At 47.0% G+C, this 19,977-nt stretch carries 12 protein-coding genes; 4 read left to right on the top strand and 8 right to left on the bottom strand.

Going from position 1 to position 19,977, the window contains the following annotated elements; genetic code table 11:
• Window positions 1-107 precede the first annotated feature (107 nt).
• Together ONT18_RS10960 and ONT18_RS10955 are read left to right on the top strand one after the other, a co-directional pair.
• On the top strand, window positions 108-2,930 hold the full coding sequence (locus ONT18_RS10960) for a M16 family metallopeptidase (RefSeq protein WP_264905567.1): 2,823 nt from the start codon (window positions 108-110) through the stop codon (window positions 2,928-2,930).
• A 724-nt stretch (window positions 2,931-3,654) separates the two neighbouring features.
• Window positions 3,655-4,533 carry a DUF4923 family protein gene (locus tag ONT18_RS10955; RefSeq protein WP_264905565.1) on the top strand — a complete coding sequence of 293 codons (879 nt, stop codon included), beginning with the start codon at window positions 3,655-3,657 and terminating at the stop codon, window positions 4,531-4,533.
• A 125-nt stretch (window positions 4,534-4,658) separates the two neighbouring features.
• Here ONT18_RS10955 and bglX read toward each other — a convergent pair whose 3' ends face one another.
• Window positions 4,659-7,028 (bottom strand): beta-glucosidase BglX, encoded by a 2,370-nt coding sequence (gene bglX, locus ONT18_RS10950; protein ID WP_264905563.1) that lies wholly within the window; start codon window positions 7,026-7,028, stop codon window positions 4,659-4,661.
• Window positions 7,029-7,340: 312 nt separating this feature from the next.
• On the opposite strand from bglX, the gene ONT18_RS10945 reads away from it, so the two are divergent.
• Window positions 7,341-9,005, top strand: a complete 1,665-nt coding sequence (locus tag ONT18_RS10945; RefSeq protein ID WP_264906864.1) for a DUF6377 domain-containing protein — start codon at window positions 7,341-7,343, stop codon at window positions 9,003-9,005.
• A gap of 272 nt (window positions 9,006-9,277) precedes the next feature.
• Here ONT18_RS10945 and ONT18_RS10940 read toward each other — a convergent pair whose 3' ends face one another.
• Complete coding sequence (locus ONT18_RS10940) at window positions 9,278-11,542, bottom strand: glycoside hydrolase family 3 C-terminal domain-containing protein (protein ID WP_264905560.1); 2,265 nt, start codon at window positions 11,540-11,542, stop codon at window positions 9,278-9,280.
• Between the two features lie 400 nt (window positions 11,543-11,942).
• Here ONT18_RS10940 and ONT18_RS10935 point away from each other — a divergent pair, with 400 nt between their 5' ends.
• On the top strand, window positions 11,943-12,839 hold the full coding sequence (locus ONT18_RS10935) for a DMT family transporter (protein WP_264905558.1): 897 nt from the start codon (window positions 11,943-11,945) through the stop codon (window positions 12,837-12,839).
• Window positions 12,840-12,966: 127 nt separating this feature from the next.
• On the opposite strand, the gene ONT18_RS10930 is transcribed toward ONT18_RS10935, so the two are convergent.
• The 6 genes from ONT18_RS10930 to ONT18_RS10905 form a co-directional block, all read right to left on the bottom strand.
• Window positions 12,967-13,713, bottom strand: coding sequence for a peptidylprolyl isomerase (locus tag ONT18_RS10930; RefSeq protein ID WP_022120299.1), 747 nt, complete (start codon window positions 13,711-13,713; stop codon window positions 12,967-12,969).
• 144 nt (window positions 13,714-13,857) lie between these two features.
• A complete protein-coding gene (locus ONT18_RS10925; protein WP_118190275.1) occupies window positions 13,858-14,217 on the bottom strand; it encodes a hypothetical protein in 360 nt (119 codons plus the stop codon).
• A gap of 155 nt (window positions 14,218-14,372) precedes the next feature.
• Window positions 14,373-15,227: an HAD family hydrolase gene (locus tag ONT18_RS10920; protein ID WP_117586403.1), complete on the bottom strand. Its 855-nt coding sequence runs from the start codon at window positions 15,225-15,227 to the stop codon at window positions 14,373-14,375.
• A 198-nt stretch (window positions 15,228-15,425) separates the two neighbouring features.
• Window positions 15,426-17,330 carry a molecular chaperone DnaK gene (dnaK, locus tag ONT18_RS10915; protein WP_117586402.1) on the bottom strand — a complete coding sequence of 635 codons (1,905 nt, stop codon included), beginning with the start codon at window positions 17,328-17,330 and terminating at the stop codon, window positions 15,426-15,428.
• A 332-nt stretch (window positions 17,331-17,662) separates the two neighbouring features.
• A complete protein-coding gene (gene recA, locus ONT18_RS10910; RefSeq protein ID WP_022120294.1) occupies window positions 17,663-18,694 on the bottom strand; it encodes a recombinase RecA in 1,032 nt (343 codons plus the stop codon).
• A 21-nt stretch (window positions 18,695-18,715) separates the two neighbouring features.
• Complete coding sequence (locus ONT18_RS10905) at window positions 18,716-19,957, bottom strand: saccharopine dehydrogenase family protein (RefSeq protein WP_006848470.1); 1,242 nt, start codon at window positions 19,955-19,957, stop codon at window positions 18,716-18,718.
• Window positions 19,958-19,977 lie beyond the last annotated feature (20 nt).

Raw genomic sequence — 19,977 nt, 5'->3', positions numbered from 1 at the left:
TGTCGTTATATATTATGTGAACTTATTAAATAGCATGATATATATATAATAAGGTATATAGAAAGAATGATATAGAAAACAATAAATACATAAATAATTAAAATCAGATGAAACTAAGAAAGATTTTTGCAGCAGTTGTGCTGTTCCTTTCTGCAGGTACAGCGATGGCACAGCAGATGCCAGCTATTCCGGTAGACAAGAATGTGAAGATAGGTCGTCTTGATAATGGATTGACTTACTACATTCGTCACAACAGTTATCCTGAGCATGTAGCCAGTTTCTACATCGCTCAGAAAGTAGGTTCTATCAATGAGAATGATGACCAGCGCGGTTTGGCTCACCTCTTGGAGCACCTTGCCTTCAATGGCACCGACCATTTCAAGGGCAACTCTCTGCAGGACTATCTGCAGAGCATCGGTGTACAGTATGGCCGTAATCTTAACGCCTATACATCAGTAGAGAAAACCGTATATTACTTCACCGATGTACCTACTACCCGCCCTACAGCCGTAGATTCATGCATGCTCATCCTCAAGGATTGGAGCAACGGTATCTCTCTTACCAAGGAAGCCATCAATGACGAGCGCGATGTGGTACACAATGAGTACCGTATGCGTATCGTAGGTCAGCAGCGCATGATAGAGCGTTCACTTCCTAAGCTCTATCAGGGCGAAAAGTATGGCTACCGTTTCCCTATCGGTTTGATGAGCGTTATCGATGGTTGTAAGCCAGAAACTCTCCGTGCTTACTACCGTAAATGGTATCGTCCAGACAATCAGGCTATTATCATCGTGGGTGATGTAGATGTAAATCATATCGAAGCTAAGATTAAGGAACTCTTCTCCGGTATCAAGGTACCTAAGAATGCCGCTAAGGTTGAGAAGGTAGAAGTATCTGATAATGATTCTGCCATCTATGTTATCGACAAGGATAAGGAGCAGCAGGTTGATCTCTTCCAGGTTTATATGAAGCACAATGCTGTGCCAGATTCTCTGAAGAGCAATATGAGCTATCTCCTGAAGGGATACATGGATAACGTGATTTCTTCTATGATTGCTGCCCGTTATGCTGAGAAGGCATTGGAGCCAGACTGTCCATATCTCCAGGCAAGTGCCGGTGATGGTTCATACCTGATTTCAAGCACTAAGGATGCTTTCACCCTTACCGGTGTGGCTAAGCCAGGAAAGATTAAGGAGGCTTATGCTGCTGTTCTCCGCGAGGCACAGCGTATGCATGAGTTCGGTTTCACAGCTACTGAGTATCAGCGTGCCAAGGATGAATTCATGAGCCAGGTTGACAAGGCGCTTGCTAACAAGGATAAGATGAAGAACGAGCAGTTTACCACCCAGTATGTGGATAACTTCACTTCTAACGAGCCTATCCCATCAGTAGAAGAGGAGAGCCAGATCTGGAAGATGGTAGTTCCAAACTTGCCTCTTGAGGTTATCAACAGCTATGCCAAGCAGTTGGTTTGCCAGAGCGATACCAACCTTGTATCATTGGTAATGATGCGCGAGCAGGCTGGTGCCGTTTATCCTACAGAGCAGGAACTTGCTGCCATAGTAAAGCAGGTACGTGCTGAGAAGCTCGAGGCTTATGTGGATAATGTTAAGCAGGAACCTCTCATCGCTCAGGCTCCTAAGGCTGGTAAGATTAAGAAGACTGTTGAGAACAAGAAGTTGGGCTTCAAGGAGTTGACTCTTTCTAATGGCGCTAAGGTGGTATTGAAGAAGACCGATTTCAAGGACAATGAGGTTGCTTTTGCAGCTTCAGCCAATGTGGGCTATTCTACTTTCGGCAAGGAAGACTTCCTGAATGCTGCATTTGCAGCAGATGTGCTCGATGCTAGTGGTCTTGGCGATTTCTCAAGCAATGAGCTTGATAAGGCTTTGGCAGGTAAGCAGGCTGGCGTTTCGTTCAGCTTGAGTCCTTTCAATCATGGTTTGAAGGGTAATTCTACTCCTAAGGACATCGAAACCCTGATGCAGCTCATCTATCTCAAGATGACCGCAGTAAGCAAGGACCAGAAGAGCTTCGACAATATGAAGAGCATGATGGCTACTGTTCTTGCCAACAAGAGCAACAACCCAAGCCTCGTATATCAGGATTCTGTTCAGAGCACCCTCTATTTGGGTAGCAAACTTGCCCGTGTGCCAGAGGCAAGCGATATAAAGGATATCAACTACGACCGTATCTTGGAGATTGGTAAGCAGTTCTACGGCAATGCCAAGGACTTCACCTTCTATTTCGTAGGTAACTATGATGAGAAAACTCTCCTCCCACTCATCGAGCAGTATATCGCCAGTCTGCCAAACAATGGCTTCAAGCTGAAGAACAAGCAGATTCCTTATGCTAAGGGTAAGGTAAGCAATGTCTTTACCAAGGCAATGGAGAACCCACAGAACCAGGCAACAGAGATTTGGTATACCAAGGCTCCATTCACCTTGCAGTATATGGTTCTTGCTGATGTTTCAGCCCGCCTTTTGGAGATGAAGTATTTGCGTACTATCCGTGAGGAACTCAGTGCTGCTTATCATGCAGGTGCAAACTATGGTTTGCTTCGCGATTATGATAACAAGGCTGCCATCTCTATTTCTGCCGTGGCTCAGTTGAACCCAGAAAAGTCGGATATCGCTATTCCTTACTTCTTCAAGGGTATGGACGAGACCGTAGCCCAGCCAAATGCAGAAGACCTTCAGAAGGTAAAGGAGATTCTCCTGAAGCAGGCTGCTGTTAGCGAGAAGTCTAACGGTTATTGGCTTGGTGCGTTGAGCACATACGAGCGTATGGGTGTTGATACTCATAGCGATTACAAGGAGATGGTGAAGAATCTGAAGGCATCTGAGATTTCAGACTTCCTGAAGAATGTCATCTTGAAGAGTGGTAATCACTTCGAGATTATCATGAAGGCAGTGAAGAACGAGAAGTAAAATCTCGGACTTGATATAATAAACGAAAAAATCCCGTTGTACAAGCCAGATGGCTGACAACGGGATTTTTTCGTTTTTTTCTTTTCCCAAAATTTTTGAAACTCATCATTTAAGAGTCGTTTCGAAAAATCTCTCTTTAAAAAGAAAGGATGCGTCCTTAACTATATATGTATAAGAGCATCATCTTTCCTCCTTTACTTCTTGTTTCTGAAGAGTATTAACCTCTTCTCTTTGCCTTAGAAGCAAGAGCCTCGCGGCGATCCTGGAGAATCTGTTGGCATCTATCGATAGCCTGATTCTGATTTTCTGAATTTACCTTAATTAAATCATTCATAACCTATTGATATTTGTTAACCGCTTGCAAAGATAGGGGTTTCTACCTATTTCTAGGTACAAAATGCATGAAAATACGTGTTTTATTCGTTATTTTTTGATGTATGTCAAAAAAAAGTGCAAACGATTGAACAGTTTCCCCTCCTTTAGACCGATAATTTATCATTTCCTGAACGATTTTTTCATAGTCTTTTAAACGAATTGTCATAGTATTCGTCTATAATAACGTAGAAAGAGCGGAAATGCTGAGTTTTTAGGGAGATTCATACCGTGAAATAGGGATTTTTCTTATCGTATTCCCGATTTTTTTGCGAACTTTGCACCCGAAAGAACAATAGGAAGTATTGGGTATATATAAATAAGAGTGATAAAAATAAATATATAGAAAGCAATGAAAAAGGTATTTCTTTTGGCTGCCCTCGTGCTCGCATGCACAGCTGGCAGCAACGCAAGCGCTATGAACGAGGCAGCGCTCAATGCCTCAATGTCTGAGATGATGCCGGTTAAGAAAACGACTAAGAAGACAACAAAGAAGACTTCGAAGAAGACTTCAAAGAAGACTACGACCAAGAAGACTTCTACAAAGAAAACAACTTCTGCTGCATCTAACACAACAGCTGCGACTGCAACAACAACTGCAGCAACAACCAGCAATGCCACTACATCTACCAGTGCAACCAGCAATGCAGGCTCAGCCGTTGCCGGTATCTTGGGGGCTGTACTGGGTGGAAACTCTAACAGCAGCAGTTCTGCAGGTAGCAGTATTATCAATGGCATTCTGAATAATGTAATCGGTTCAGGTACCTTCAGCAAGCAGGATCTCTGTGCCCATACCTGGAAGTACAGCAAGCCGGGATGCGCCTTTACCTCTGAGAATCTCCTGGCAAAGGCTGGCGGTGAGATAGCTGCCAACAAGGTAGAGGAGAAGTTGGGTGAGTATTACAGCAAGTTTGGTTTCAGCGGATCAAATACCTATTTCACCTTCAAAACTGATGGAACTTTCGCTGCCAAGATAGATGGCAAGTCATGGCAGGGCAATTATACTTTTGATGAGAAGACTCATGCCATTCAGATGAAGGGCTTGCTCTTGAGTATGTCGGGCTATGCTACGAAGACTACCAACGGCATCAGCCTGCTCTTCGACCAGACAAAGTTGCTCAACCTCATCAAGACCATGGGTGCCCTCAAGGGCAGTTCTACCCTCAGCGCTATCGGTACTATCGCCAATAATTACGATGGTATGCGTGTAGGTTTCGAGATGATTAAGTAATCTTGAAGGATAGAATCCATAACTGAGTCTTCTGTTGGAGTGGGCTCAGTCAATAGGAATCGCCCTGTAAGAAGTAAAGCATCTTTCAAGCTATGCTTTGCTCTTTACAGGGCGATTTTTATTGTTTATTTCACGTTCAGTTTCAAAGTCTTTACATCCTTGCTGTTGGTTCCTATCATAATCTGGAAGTCGCCAGGTTCTATCACGTGCTTCAGATCTGCGTTGTAGAACTTGAGCATATCTGGGGTGATATCAAAGCTTACCTCCTTGCTTTCACCTACTGCCAGATGGATGCGCTGGAAACCTTTCAGTTCCTTTACAGGGCGGGAGATGCTGGCTACCATGTCACGGATGTAGAGCTGCACAATCTCGTCGGCATCGCGGGAGCCATTGTTCTTAACGGTGACGCTAGCTGTAATCTTCTTACCATCCTGCCATTCGGTAGCCTCCTCATTGCTGATGCCGGCCTCCTGGCTGCTCAGGCGGAAGTTGCTGTATGAAAAGTAGGTGTAGCTCAAACCGTAACCGAAAGGATAGAGCGGACCATTGCTTACATCCAGACAGTTGCTGGCAAACTTGGCAAACTTCTCATTATCGTCTGCTACAGGGCGGCCGGTGTTCTGATGGTTGTAGTAGAGAGGCTCCTGACCGGTAGTCTTAGGCATCGAAGTGGTGAGCTTACCCGATGGCGATTTGTCGCCAAAGATGACATCGCAGAGAGCATCGCCCATCTCTGAACCTCCAAACCATACATTCATGATGGCTGGTACATGGGCTTTCTCCCAAGTAAGAACCGTAGGACGGCCCGCAAAGTTGAGGAGCACTACAGGCTTGCCCGTCTTCAGGAGTTCGGCAAGCAGTTCGCGCTGTACGTCCGGCATCTCCAGGTTGGTACGGCTACCGCATTCGCCGCTCATCTCGGCACTTTCGCCCATAGCACATACTATCACGTCGGCCTCTTTGGCTATCTTTAGCGCTTCAGCCTTCATCTCAGCCTCGTTGCCCCAGTTGATCGGTTTACCGGATTCGCCGTTTTGCTGCAGTTCCTTATTGCGCCAGATATTGCTTCCCTGGGCATATAATAAGGTGGCTTTTCCGGCAAGTGCATGCTCCATTGCCTCCTTGATGGTGGTATATTTAGATGGTTCCTGAGCCACGCTCCATGTACCGGCTATATTGTTTCGGGTGTCGGCAAGCGGACCTATCAGGGCTATCTTTCCTTCCTTCTTCAGTGGCAGGATATTGCCTTCGTTCTTCAGAAGCACGAAGGTCTCTGCTGCTACATCGCGGGCTGCCTGACGGTTCTCTGCGGTATAAATCTCGCTCTTGCTGCGCTTGGTGTTGCAGTAGCGGTAAGGGTCGCTGAACAGGCCCAGTTTATATTTCGCTTCCAGAATACGGCGGCAGGCGATGTTCACATCCTCCTCGCTCACCTTTCCTTCTGCTATGCTCTTAGCCAGATGCTTTACGAAGGCGTTGGAACACATGTCCATATCGGTACCCGCCTTCAGCGCCTGTTCTGAAGCCTCCTTGAGGTCTTTTGCCGTTCCGTGCTGCAGAATCTCGGCGATAGAAGCGTAATCGGTAACCACGAAACCGTTGAATCCCCACTGCTTTCTCAAGACATCGGTCATCATCCATTTGTTGGCTGTAGCAGGTGTGTAGTCGATGAGATTGAATGAAGACATCACGCTGCCTACGCCAGCCTTCACCACTGCCTCGTAAGGTGGCAGATACTGGTTCATCATGCGCATACGGCTCATATCTACCGTGTTATATTCCTTTCCGCTCTCAACGCCTCCGTACAGGGCAAAATGCTTCAGACAGGCCATGATGCGGTTGGCTCTCAGAATCTCTTCTGTGTGCATATCCACGCCCTGGTAGCCCTGAGTCATCGCTGCTCCCATCACGCCGCTCAGATAAGGATCCTCGCCATTTCCTTCGCTTATTCGTCCCCAGCGGGCATCGAGCGCGATGTCTACCATAGGAGAGAATGTCCAGTTGATGCCGTCGGCACTTGCTTCCTTGGCCGATACTTCGCCTACCTTCTTCATCGCCTCGGTATCCCATGAGCAGGAAAGGGCGAGAGGGATAGGGAACATCGTTTCGTAACCATGAATCACGTCCATACCTACGAGCAGTGGGATGCCCAGACGGCTGTTCTTGATGGCGATTTCCTGCAGAGCCTTGATCTTGTCGAGCCCTTTGATATTGAAAACTCCGCCCATGTTGCCCTGGGCGATATCGCTGCCTACCTGAGTATCAAGTGCGCCGCCGGTGGTGATGTCGCCAGCTACCATCAGGTTCAGCTGACCTATCTTCTCCTGTAGCGTCATCTTCGCCATCAGTTGGTCGATATACTCCTTCATGGGTAGAATCTTGCCTTTCTTGGTTGTGGCAGTTACTTTTTTCTTAGGGGCTGCGGTATGGGCGAAAGCAGGTGCTGCCATAGAACCAGCCAAAAGAAATGTGAGTGATAAAAGTGCTGTTCTCATTGTTTATTATGTTAATTGTTATTTTATAAAGTTTATCTTCTATTAAGACCTTGCAAAGATAATAAAAAAGATGATACGATGCGCGATACGAATGTTAAAATGTGGATGAATTTTTCTTTTTTAGATAGAAATGTATCTGATAATAAGATGGATAAGAAAAATGAAGAATATATAAAAAGTGGATGCGGTATAGACGAAAAATGCGAAGAAATCTATATTTCTTCTATATTTGATTTGTCGTTTCCGATTTTTTTATTACTTTTGCACGTGAAACCTCATGAAAATAAATCAATCTTAAACGGAATCAAGTTGATGTATCGCGTAAATGAATTATGGGGAAAGGCATTCTTCTTCCTGCTCTTTGTCTTGATGCCTCTTTCTCTTGCAGCAAAAACAACAGATAATATAGAGCAGCTTTTTCAGAGTCTGGACAACGCCATTGCCCATTCGGCTGATTATGTGAAGGTACGTGAAGCCCGAATTCGCGATTGGGAGCAGAAACTGAAGACCGCCAGGCGCCTAAGCAGTAAGTATGATGCCTGCTTTGCGCTCTTTGAGGAATACCGCTCCTACAAGAATGACATGGCGCTGAAATATATCAACCGATGTATGGAACTGGCCATCAGAATGGGCGATAAAAAGAAGGTGGAAAATGCCAAGGCGCTGCTTGCTTTCCAGGAATCTACCACGGGCGATTATGCCGAATCGTACGACCTGCTGAAGTCTGTCAATATCGCTGATCTTGATGCTGAGGGCAAACGCAACTACCTCTGGGCTTGCCAGCACCTGTATGGCGAGATGGCATATTATTCCAACGTTCCTTCCTTGAAGAAATATTATGCCGGCAAGCATAATGCCTATCAGGCTGCAATAGACAGCACATTCAGCCATGATGATGACCTTTATCTGCAGATGCAGGAGGTGAGGGTACGCGATGCGGGCAATATGAAGGAGGCTTTGCGATTGAGCGATAAGCGGCTGGCGATGACGAAACCGGGCACCCATCAGTATGCCATTGTACAGTTTTATCGCGGCTTGACCTACAATCAGTTTGGCGATAAAGAGCAGTTCCTCCGCTGCCTCTTGCGTTCTGCTATCTGCGATGTCCAGTTGGCTGTGATGGACCAGGGTTCTCTCTGGGAAGTTGCCAATCTGCTCAACGCCGACCCGGGCGAGCAGAAGCGCTCTCATGAGTATATCAAGTTTGCCTGGAAGTCGGCTACCATTTTCAATACGCCTAGCCGCAGCCGCCAGATCATGCCTGTGCTCACGCAGATTGAGGAGGGCTATCAGAAAGAACTTTCAGCGAGCAACCAGCATCTGCGGCTCATGGTAGCGTGTTCAGCCTTGCTTCTCTTTGTGGTTATGCTCTTGCTCTACTATGTCAACAAGCAGCGCAAGCGCATTGCTGCGGCCCATCATAAGCTGAAGGAAACCAACCATGCCTTGCAGTTGGCAAATGAGCGTCTTAACGAGATGAACCAGTCGCTCAATGAGATGAACCAGTCACTCAACGAGAGTAACAAGATGAAGGAAGTATATATTGGTCGATTCCTGCGCCTTTGTGCCATCTATGTCGACAAGATAGAGACCATGCGCAAGCGAGTAGTGAAACTGGTGAAGGCAAGAGAACTCAACAAGCTGCTGGAGCAGATGCAGGCTGGCGAGGCCTACATGGGCGAGCTGTATGAGTATTTCGATTCCGCCTTCCTGAAGCTCTTCCCTGACTTTGTTGAGGAGTTCAATGCCCTCTTGAGACCTGAAGAGCGTATCGTGCTCGAAGATGACAGCCGTCTTTCTACCACCCTCCGCATCTTTGCCCTTATCCGTCTGGGCATCGAGGACAGTTCTAAGATTGCCGAGTTCCTTCACTATTCTGTGAACACTATCTATAATTATCGCGCCAAAATCAAGAATAGTGCCATCTGTGACAGGGAAGAGTTCGAGCAGCGTGTGAAGCAGATTGGCATGAAATAGGCCTTTCTGGGCGTGATGGCGCAAACTTGCGAAAAATCAGGAGTAAATGCTGCAGATACCCATGCGCCCTGTTTTAGGGTGTCAAGTGGGTTAATCTTCTGATAATCAAGATATTGATATTTTGGAAAATCCCCGTTTCTACAAGTTTATCGATAGGATGAAAAGCAGGGGAATACAATAAAAGTTTGTTACGGCGTTTCACCGTAACAAGCTTTTATGCGTTATATTTATTTCTTCCCTCCGTTCAATTTCTCAGAATCGAATCATTCTTTTTAAAAGAGCTCGAAGGCTTTCTTGAGCTTCAGGTTATCGGCTGCATTACCAACAAGAGCCTCAAACTTTCCGGCTTCAGCCTTCCAGGATGAAGATGCCTCATCGTAGAAACTGAGGGCCTCTTTGCTGATGGTGATGCTGATATCCTTGCTCTCACCTGGCTGGAGATAAACCTTCTGGAATCCCTTCAGCTCCTTCTGAGGGCGGTCTACTGATGACTTGACATCGTGGATATAGAGCTGAACCGTCTCGGCTCCGGCACGCTTTCCTGTATTCTTTACGTTTACGGTAAAGGTGATTGTGCCGTCCTGCTTCATCTGCACCTTGTCGCTGCGCAGATTAGAGATGGCAAACTGGGTGTAGCTCAAGCCGTGACCGAATGCAAAGGTAGGCTTGATGCGCTCCTTATCGGTCCAGCGGTAACCTACATAGATGCCTTCCTTATATTCCTCATCAATGATGTTGCCCTTCGTGCTGGCTCCACCTTCCTGACGCCAGGTTCCCGGATAGGTATTGAGTGCATGAGCACCTGTTTCCTTCAGCGAGTTGACCCATGTAAACGGCAATTTGCCGCTAGGGTTAGCATCGCCTGTAAGGATGCTTGCAAGGGCTTCGCCGCTCTCCGAACCGATGAACCAGCCCTGTACGATGCCGGCAACCTTAGCCTTCCAAGGCATAGCTACCGCATTGCCCGAGATGTTGACATAAACGAAGTTTCTGTTTGCCTTAGCCAAAGCCTCGATCAGCTTATCCTGATGGTATGGCAACTCATAATGCTTGCGGTCGTGACCCTCACAGTCCTGAAAATCGCTCTTGTTCAGACCACCAAACATGATGACATAGTCGGCAGTCTTGGCTTTCTCTACAGCTTCGGCTATCAGTTTAGCCTCGCTGCGCTTGTCTTCCAGGTTCTGGCCGGTTGTAACGCCATTGTAGTTGCCCGTTACATCGCCCACATATCCGCGGGCATAATCTACCTCGATGCCGTCCTTGCCCAACCGCGTCTTTAGGCCATCGAGAGGCGAAATCTCGCGCTGTACCTTGAGCGAAGAAGAGCCTCCGCCTACGGTCATCATCTTGATGGCATTCTCGCCCACTACCAGCACGCGCTTAGCCTTCTGGGTGTTGATAGGAAGCACATTGTTCCTGTTCTGGAGCAATACGATGCCTTCCTCAGCAATCTGTCTGGCTGCTGCATAATGGCTCTCTGAGCAGAGGAAACCATGAGGGCGGTTCGGATTCATCGTGGTGCGATAGAAGAGGCGCAATACGCGGCGCACCTTATCGTCCAGCTCCTTCTGGGTGAACTTGCCTTCCTGTATGGCCTTCATGTAAGGCATGGAGAGATAATAGTTGTCGTAGGCATTGGTAGCGCCCATCGTAAGACCGTCTGTCCAGGTGCCGAACTCCATATCCAGCCCGTTCTTTACCGACTGCTCCAGGTCGTGGGCACCGCCCCAGTCGCTTACCACGACACCATCATACTTCCAGTCGCCCTTCAGAATCTTGTTCAGGGTCCACTGGTTGTGGCAGTTGTGCTCATTTTTATAAAGGTTGTAGGCTCCCATGATACCCCATGTCTTACCCTTCTCAACAGCTGCTTTGAAGGCAGGGAGATAGATTTCATGGAGAGCACGGTCGCTGACGATTACGTTGACCTGATGGCGGTATTCCTCATCGTTGTTCAGGCAATAGTGCTTTACGCAGGCTGATACGCCCTTAGACTGCAATCCCTGGATATACGGCACTACCATGATGCTTGCCAGGAACGGATCTTCGCCCATATACTCGAAGTTGCGGCCGTTGAGAGGCGTGCGGTAGATGTTGACGCCAGGACCCAGAATCATGTCCTTGCCGCGATACAGGGCTTCTTCGCCCAATGCTTCGCCATAGATGCGGCTCATCTGCGGATTCCATGATGCGGCAAGACAGGTGAGGGCAGGGAAGGCTACACAGGAGTCGTTGGTCTGACCAGCCTGTTCCCACTCATCCCACAATACGTCAGGACGCACTCCGTGAGGTCCGTCATCCGTCCAGAAGTCTGGAAATCCCAAGCGTGGTACACCGGCTGATGAAAACTTGCTCTGAGCATGGATGATGCGTATCTTCTCTGCCAGCGTCATGCGGGAGATGGCATCATCGATGCGCTGCTCTACCGGCTTGGTCTGGTCGAGATAGACTGGCAATTGTCTGGTAGTCTGCTGTGCCTGAGATGGAGCGATGGCTGCAACCGACAGGACACATGATAAAATGAACTGTTTCATAAGTAATATTTATTATGGTTTGTTTATTTCTTGCAGTTGTTTGTTTTGCACACCGCCTCTCACGTTCTTTTTGTGCGTTTAGGCGTATATGCTCATTCATCTGCAAAATTACTAAATAAATAATGAAAAAATGATGGGTGATAAGTGAAAAGTGGATGGGTGTAAAAATGGGACTTTTGTAAACCGCTGATAGTTAGGAAAATAAATGCGTTGCTGCGCGAATGAAAAGTGGCAGAGTGTGAACACTGAAAAATGCTGATGTAACTTTTCTTAACGCATTTTTCTTTTGTTCCAATTTCGCTCTTTTTATTGTCTTTTTCTGCTTTTCTTGCTTACAATTTGCTCATTTCGAATAAAAGTTATAATTTTGCAGTTGAATTTCAAAAATCAGGAAAATAGAATGAAACAGAATAATAGTAATTTATTATATCATCTTGTGGCTTTTGTCACCGTAGCCATCTGGGGAACTACCTTTGTTTCTACCAAGGTGCTGATGCTGAACGGACTTTCACCAGCACAGATCTTTACGCTCCGTTTCAGTATCGCATACATGATGATGCTGATGGTGAATCATAAGCGGATGTTTGCTGACAGCTGGAAGGATGAGTTTAAGCTGGCAATGCTGGGTATAACGGGCGGTTCGCTCTATTTCCTGAGCGAGAACGAGGCGATGAATTATACCACAACAACCAATACTTCGCTCATCGTATGCTCCTGTCCGCTCTTTGCTACCTTGCTGGTTCGTCTGGTTTATCGCCATTCTTCGCGTATCAATATGATACAGCTGTTGGGCTCTCTGCTTGCTTTTGTAGGTATGATTATCGTGGTGCTGAATGGCAGATTCGTGCTGCATCTGTCGCCTGTAGGCGATGCCTTGGCTTTTACGGCATGTATGAGCTGGGCTGTCTATTCGCTCCTGATGAAATCGGTATCGGGCGATTATGGCGCAGCTTTTATTACCCGCAAGGTATTCTTTTATGGGGTACTTACCATCTTGCCTTATTATCTTATCATCCCTGGTTGGCCGGCATGGGATGTGTTTATGAAGCCTCAGGTGGTGGGTAATCTCTTGTTCTTGGGCTGTTTGGCATCCATGATATGTTTCCTTACCTGGAACTGGTGTATCTCTAAGTTGGGTGCCGTGAAAGCTACCAACTGGGTTTATTTCAACCCTATCACCACGATGATTTTCGCCTCTTTGGTATTAGACGAAAAGATAACTCCTTACTTCCTGGCAGGTGCCTGCTGCATCCTGGCAGGTATGTATATTGCGGATAGAATGACGAAGGCGGAATAAAAAATGACGAAGCATAGCTGTAGTTAGAACTAGCCAATGCTAAGAGCATCATGATGCTCTTTACCATTTTGCTTTTCATTAGGCGTTCCGCCGGATTTACTGTCCGGCGGAGCGTTATGGAGATTTCTTATTCCTCGATGACTGAAATCTGCATAGAAACATCCTCTTTTGGGCGATCGCCACGCAATGTTTCGCAGTTCTGAATCTTCTCTACGATGTCAAGTCCTTCCTCCACTTCACCGAAAACGGTGTATTGGTTATCGAGGAAAGGTGTTCCGCCTACTTCAGTGTAAGCCTTCTGCTGCTCCTCGGTAAACTTAGGATAGCCCTGCTCCTTGCAGCGCTTCTTGGTTTCATCCACCAGTTCGTCCTGGAGTTTCATCAGACCTTCACGGTCGCGGTTGCGGCGGAAGTTCATAATTTCATCATGATGCTCCTTGGCAAGCTGGTTGAAGATGTTCTGCTCCATCTGCATGCCCATCTGCTTTTCCATCTGCTTCAGTTCATTCTGCTTGTAGGTCTTCCCCCATACAATATAGAACTGGCTACCGCTGCTCTCTCGTTCTGGGTTTACCTCATCTCCCAAACGGGCTGCGCTCAAGGCACCACGCTTGTGGAAAAGTTGTGGATAAACGAACTCGGCAGGGATGGTATAGTCAGGACCACCTGTGCCCAGCATCTTGCCTTTAGGAGCGCCTTTGCTGTCTGGATCGCCGCCTTGAATCATAAAATCCTTGATGACACGATGGAAGAGAGTGCCATCGAAATATCCCTCCTTTGCCAACTTCAAGAAGTTGTCACGATGCTGAGGTGTCTCGTCGTAGAGGCGTACCTTGATGTCGCCCTCTGATGTCTTTATCAATACTTTTGCCATAATCGTTTAATTAAATGTTGAATGTTGAGTGTTGAATGTTGAGTGATGAATGTTGAGTGATGAATGTTGAGTTATATCTTGCTTTTGGCTAGCATAGCCCATTGTGCAATTCAATATTCAACATTTAACAATCAACATTCAAAATTATTTATAATACTCATTCCACTCCTTCATAGCCTCCTGCCAGTCGGTCTGTTCACCGCTGGCTACGGCTTCTTTCTGTCTCTCTGCCTCGTCGCGAGCCTTATCTCGGGCACGTTTTGCCTTCATTGCCTCGATGGTGGCATCGTCGAGAATCTGAATGGCGCCACGCTTGATGGCAGCCTGCAACTCCTCTTCTCCGAAAGCCTTGCCAGGCTCATTGAAGTCAGAGATATTGAATTCATAATCCACGCGAAGGTCGTGGCGTATCATTTTCTGTTGTAAACGGTTGCCTGCGTTTTTGAGTCGCAGCAACTTGCCGATTTCCTTGATTTCTCCTGCTGAGTATTTGTTTCTTCCCATTAATATGATTTGATATTATTATTTTTGCGTGCAAAATTAAGCATAATCCTCGACAAAACCAAGAAAAGTTTCAAGGAATTCACAAAAGAATCCCTTTCTCCCTTTACTTTTTGTCCCTTTTTACCCTTTTACCTTTTTACTTTTTTACCCTTAAATCACTTCCATGCCTTCTTCTGGTTCAGTTCTATCAGACGGTCGAATTCAAAATCGGCTTTGATTTTATCCAATATTCTCTTTACGATGATATTCATCACGCTTCCTTTGCTGTAGTTGGCAGAGCACATGAAGTTTACCCGTCCCTCCTTGACAAGCTGGCAGGCAGTCTTCTGTTTATCCTCGTTATCATATACAGCAATCGAGTGGCCGCCATGTTCCTTTACCATCTTCATGCAAGGTACATCGGTTTCTCCATCTCCGAAGTATATCATTCGGGGGAAAGGGATAGGTCGCTTTTCGTCGGGGATATACTGGTTCACTCTTCTGTTGTCGCTCACCTGTTTGATGCCCTTGTTGATTTTGAAGAGGAATTGCGTCTTGGTTGTATAGTCTACGGCTACGGCTGGCCAATAGGCGATTCCCTCCTTGTTGTAGAGAAAGGAGCAGGCGTAGATGTTCTCAAATTCGTGGGCGATAGGTGTGCCCTCTATCATCTCCTTCAGTCCCGAGGAGTTGATGTAGTGCTTTACGTCCAGTCCGATACTGTTGCCATATTCATTCACGAGCGAAAACCATTGTTTTACGCCGCGGAACAGTTCTACATCCTTGCCGAATTTCTGAAAAGATTCCCGGGTGAGCGAGATATTGTTCTTCTTGGCTTCGTCGAGCATCAGATACATATAGGTCAAAATACCGTTGGCATCCTTACCCTCTGCAAACTTTCTGTTTTTCTCCCAGAACTCGTCTTTTGTCTTGCCTGTAGCCTGTATGAATCCAAACTCCTGCATATTGCCCGGCGACAGTGTGCCGTCGAAATCATAAACCAGCGCTACCTGTGGTCTCTTCTTTGCCATATCTCGTTCTCCTTTCTTTTATATTTACCCTAAACTGTCTATCTCTTTTGGGGATATTTTTCTCCCTTAATTTGCAAATATACATAATTTTCAGCGAATTAGCAAACTATTGGGATATAAAAAATCATAATGAAACAAAAAAGGCGTACAAAACTCATTTCTGAGCATTGTACGCCTTTATGATAATATTAGTCTGTATTACTTAACTTCTTCGAAGTCAGCGTCTTGTACGTCCTGAGCGCCATCATTGCCGCCCTGTGCCTGCTGACCGCCCTGTGCACCCTGAGGACCTGCCTGCTGGCCGCCCTGATACATCTGCTGAGAAGCAGCCTGCATTACGGTGTTCAAGTTGTTGATAGCTGAATCGATAGCTGCAGCATCACCAGCCTTGTGAGCATCCTTCAACTGCTGCAATGCCTGCTCGATACCTGGCTTCTTGTCTGCAGGAATCTTATCACCGTTATCCTTCAGGAAGTTCTCGGTGGTGAAGATCATGCTGTCAGCCTGGTTCATCTTGTCAATCTTCTCGCGCTCAGCCTTATCAGCAGCAGCGTTCTGCTCTGCCTCAGCCTTCATGCGGTTGATCTCGTCCTCGCTCAAGCCAGATGAAGCCTCGATGCGGATGCTCTGCTCCTTACCGGTAGCCTTATCCTTAGCTGATACGTTCAAGATACCGTTGGCATCGATATCGAAGGTAACCTCAATCTGAGGAACACCACGGCGAGCTGGAGCGATACCTGTCAGGTTGAACTGGCCGATGCTCTTGTTCTGAGCTGCCATTGGACGCTCACCCTGCAATACGTGGATGGTAACCTCTGTCTGGTTATCAGCTGCTGTAGAGAATACCTCGCTCTTCTTGCAAGGGATAGTTGTATTGGCATCGATGAGCTTAGTCATCACACCACCCATAGTCTCGATACCGAGAGTCAATGGAGTAACGTCGAGCAATACGATGTCACCAACACCCTCTTCCTTGTTCAGGATGGCACCCTGGATAGCTGCACCTACTGCAACAACCTCATCTGGGTTAACACCCTTAGAAGGCTCCTTGCCGAAGTAGTTCTTAACGAGTGTCTGAACGGCTGGGATACGGCTTGAACCACCAACCAGGATAACCTCGTCAATATCTGATGTAGAGAGCTTAGCGTCACGAACGGCATTCTGGCAAGGTACCAAGCAAGCCTGAATCAGGTTGTGAGCCAACTGCTCGAACTGTGCACGGGTCAAAGTCTTAACCAAGTGCTTTGGCATACCGTCAACGGCTGTGATGTATGGCAAGTTGATTTCGGTAGATGTAGAGCTTGACAACTCAATCTTAGCCTTCTCAGCTGCTTCCTTCAAACGCTGCATAGCCATAGGGTCCTTGCGGAGATCTACGCCTTCTTCAGCCTTGAAGCCATCAGCCAACCAGTTGATGATTACCTGGTCGAAGTCATCACCACCCAGGTGAGTATCACCATTGGTAGAAAGTACCTCGAATACGCCGCCACCGAACTCCAGAATAGAGATATCGAATGTACCACCACCCAAGTCGAATACGGCAATCTTCATATCCTTGTTAGCCTTGTCAACACCGTAAGCCAAAGCTGCGGCTGTAGGCTCATTTACGATACGCTGAACGTTCAAACCTGCAATCTGACCAGCCTCCTTAGTAGCCTGACGCTGTGAGTCAGAGAAGTAAGCAGGAACTGTGATGACAGCATCTGTAACCTCCTGGCCGAGATAATCCTCTGCAGTCTTCTTCATCTTCTGGAGAACCATTGCAGAAATCTCCTGTGGAGTATATTTACGACCCTCGATTTCAACACGTGGATAACCACCCTCGTTTACTACTGTGTAAGGCATTGCCTCAGCCTCTTTCTGGCTCTGAGCGTATGTCTCACCCATGAAACGCTTGATAGAATATACTGTGTTCTTAGGGTTTGTGATGGCCTGACGCTTAGCAGGATCACCTACCTTGCGGTCACCATCCTTAACGAAACCTACTACTGATGGAGTAGTACGCTTACCTTCACTGTTAGCGATTACAACTGGTTCGCTACCTTCGAAAACGGCAACACAACTGTTTGTGGTACCCAAGTCAATTCCAATTACTTTTCCCATAATTATATCTTTTTTTATTTTTATCGTTATTAATATGTTATTTATCTCATGAACTTGCTGGCTATTGGAAGTCTGCCGAAGATATGCATCTGTCGGGAACCTCTATATTCAGCGTTCACGCTTTCCGTCATAACAAAGCATGTGCCAAGGGATTGTAAAATTTAAAGTGGCTGACAAGGTGTCAGATAATGCTGACAAAATAAAAGGAATCAAGATATGGGAGGCGATAAAATGTCGCATTCTCCCTATCTTGATTCCTGTAATATGATTGAGAAATCTTTCTTTTCAGATAAAGCTCCTATATATAATAAGGTGTGAAACCTTATCTGGCTTTATTTCTGTTCCTTAGCTGCAAGTGCTTCGCGAACCTTAGCTTCCAGTTCATCGAGAAGTTCAGGGTTATCCTTGAGCAATGCCTTGCAGGCATCGGCACCCTGTCCGAGCTTAGAACCGCCATAGCTATACCAGCTGCCGCTCTTTTCGATGATGTCGTTGGCTACAGCCAGACCGAATACCTCGCCGGCACGGCTGATGCCTTCGCCAAACATGATGTCGAACTCTGCCTTGCGGAAAGGAGGAGCCACCTTGTTCTTCACAACCTTCACGCGAACCAGATTACCTACTACCTCATCGCCGTCCTTGATGGCTGTTGCCTTGCGGATATCCAAGCGCACTGATGCATAGAACTTCAATGCATTACCACCGGTGGTTGTCTCTGGGTTACCGAACATTACACCAATCTTCTCGCGCAACTGGTTGATGAAGATGCAGGTAGTGTTGGTCTTGCTGATGGTAGAAGTGAGCTTGCGGAGAGCCTGACTCATCAATCGAGCCTGAAGACCTACTACATTGTCACCCATATCGCCTTCGATTTCCTTCTTAGGAGTCAAGGCGGCTACAGAGTCAACAACTACGATGTCTACAGCAGCAGAACTGATCAGCTGGTCTGCAATCTGCAACGCCTGCTCACCATTATCTGGTTGTGAAATCCACAAGTTATCAACATCAACGCCCAATTTAGCCGCATAGAAACGGTCGAAAGCGTGCTCTGCATCAATGAAAGCAGCGATACCGCCAGCCTTCTGAGCCTCTGCGATGGCATGGATAGCCAATGTTGTCTTACCAGAAGATTCCGGACCGTAAATTTCGATGATACGTCCCTTAGGATAACCGCCTACGCCCAGTGCATTGTCGAGAGCGATACTGCCTGTAGGGATAACTTCGATATTCTCAACGTGCTCATCTCCGAGTTTCATGATAGAGCCCTTACCGAAGTCCTTTTCTATCTTAGCCATGGCTGCCTGAAGAGCTTTCAGTTTGCCTTCATTGGGATTCAATTTTCCCTCTTGCATTTCTTTTGCCATATTCTTATTTTAATTTAAAGTTTAGTCGATTTCCAAATCGCCATCAAACACCTCGTGCCATGGCAATCCCTGCTTGTTCAACTGCTCCATGAATGGATCTGGGTCGAACTCCTCTACGTTCCATACGCCTGGTTTCTTCCAGATGCCCTTGAGGAACATCATGGCACCAATCATGGCTGGCACACCGGTGGTGTAGCTTACGCCCTGCATACCGGTTTCGTTGTAAGCCTCCTGGTGCTTGCAGTTGTTATAAACGTAGTAGGTGCGTTCCTTGCCATCCTTCTTACCGCGGATGCGGCAACCGATAGATGTTTCGCCGTCATAGTTCTCGCCGAGATCCTGTGGGTTAGGCAATACGGCCTTGAGGAACTGCAGAGGAACTATCTTCACCTTGGCTGTCTTGCCTGAACCGTCTGCCAATGGAGCCTCGTACTCGATTTCGTCGATGCGGCTCATGCCGAGGTTCTGAATGCAATCGAGGTAGGTGAGATACTGCTGGCCGAAGGTCATCCAGAAACGTGCCTCCTTGATGGTAGGGTAGTTCTTCACCAGGCTCTCCAACTCCTCGTGGTGCATCAGATAGCTCTCGCGAGGGCCGATGTTAGGGTAGGTGAGAGGCTTGTGGATAGAGAGTGGGTCGGTTTCAATCCATTCGCCATCCTTATACCAGAGTCCCTTCTGGGTAATCTCGCGGATATTGATTTCTGGGTTGAAGTTGGTTGCGAAAGCCTTGTGATGGTTACCGGCGTTGCAATCCACGATGTCGAGCACCTCAATCTCATCGAAGTGATGCTTGGCTGCATAAGCGGTGAAGATGCCTGATACACCTGGGTCGAAGCCGCAGCCGAGGATAGCGCAGAGACCTGCCTGCTCGAACTTATCCTTGTAAGCCCACTGCCATGAATATTCGAAGTGAGCCTCGTCCTTAGGCTCATAGTTAGCGGTATCCATGTAGTTGCAGCCGCAGGCCAGACAGGCATCCATAATGGTGAGATCCTGGTAAGGCAAAGCGAGGTTGATGACAAGCTCAGGCTTATAGCTATTGAAGAGAGCCTTCAACTGCTCAACGTCGTCGGCATCCACCTCAGCTGTCTGAATATCCATCTTGTAGCCCTTGGCATGGATATCCTTAACCAGCTTATCGCATTTTTCCTTGCGACGGCTAGCAATCATAAACTCGGTGAAAACGTCCTGGTTCTGGACGATCTTGAAGGCAGCCACGGTAGCCACGCCACCTGCGCCTATCATAAGTACTCTACTCATTTTTTATCTTTAATGTTAAG

The organism is Segatella copri (assembly GCF_026015295.1).
GTDB classification, from domain to species: Bacteria; Bacteroidota; Bacteroidia; order Bacteroidales; family Bacteroidaceae; genus Prevotella; species Prevotella copri_C.
This window is presented reverse-complemented; position numbering and strand designations above follow the sequence as displayed.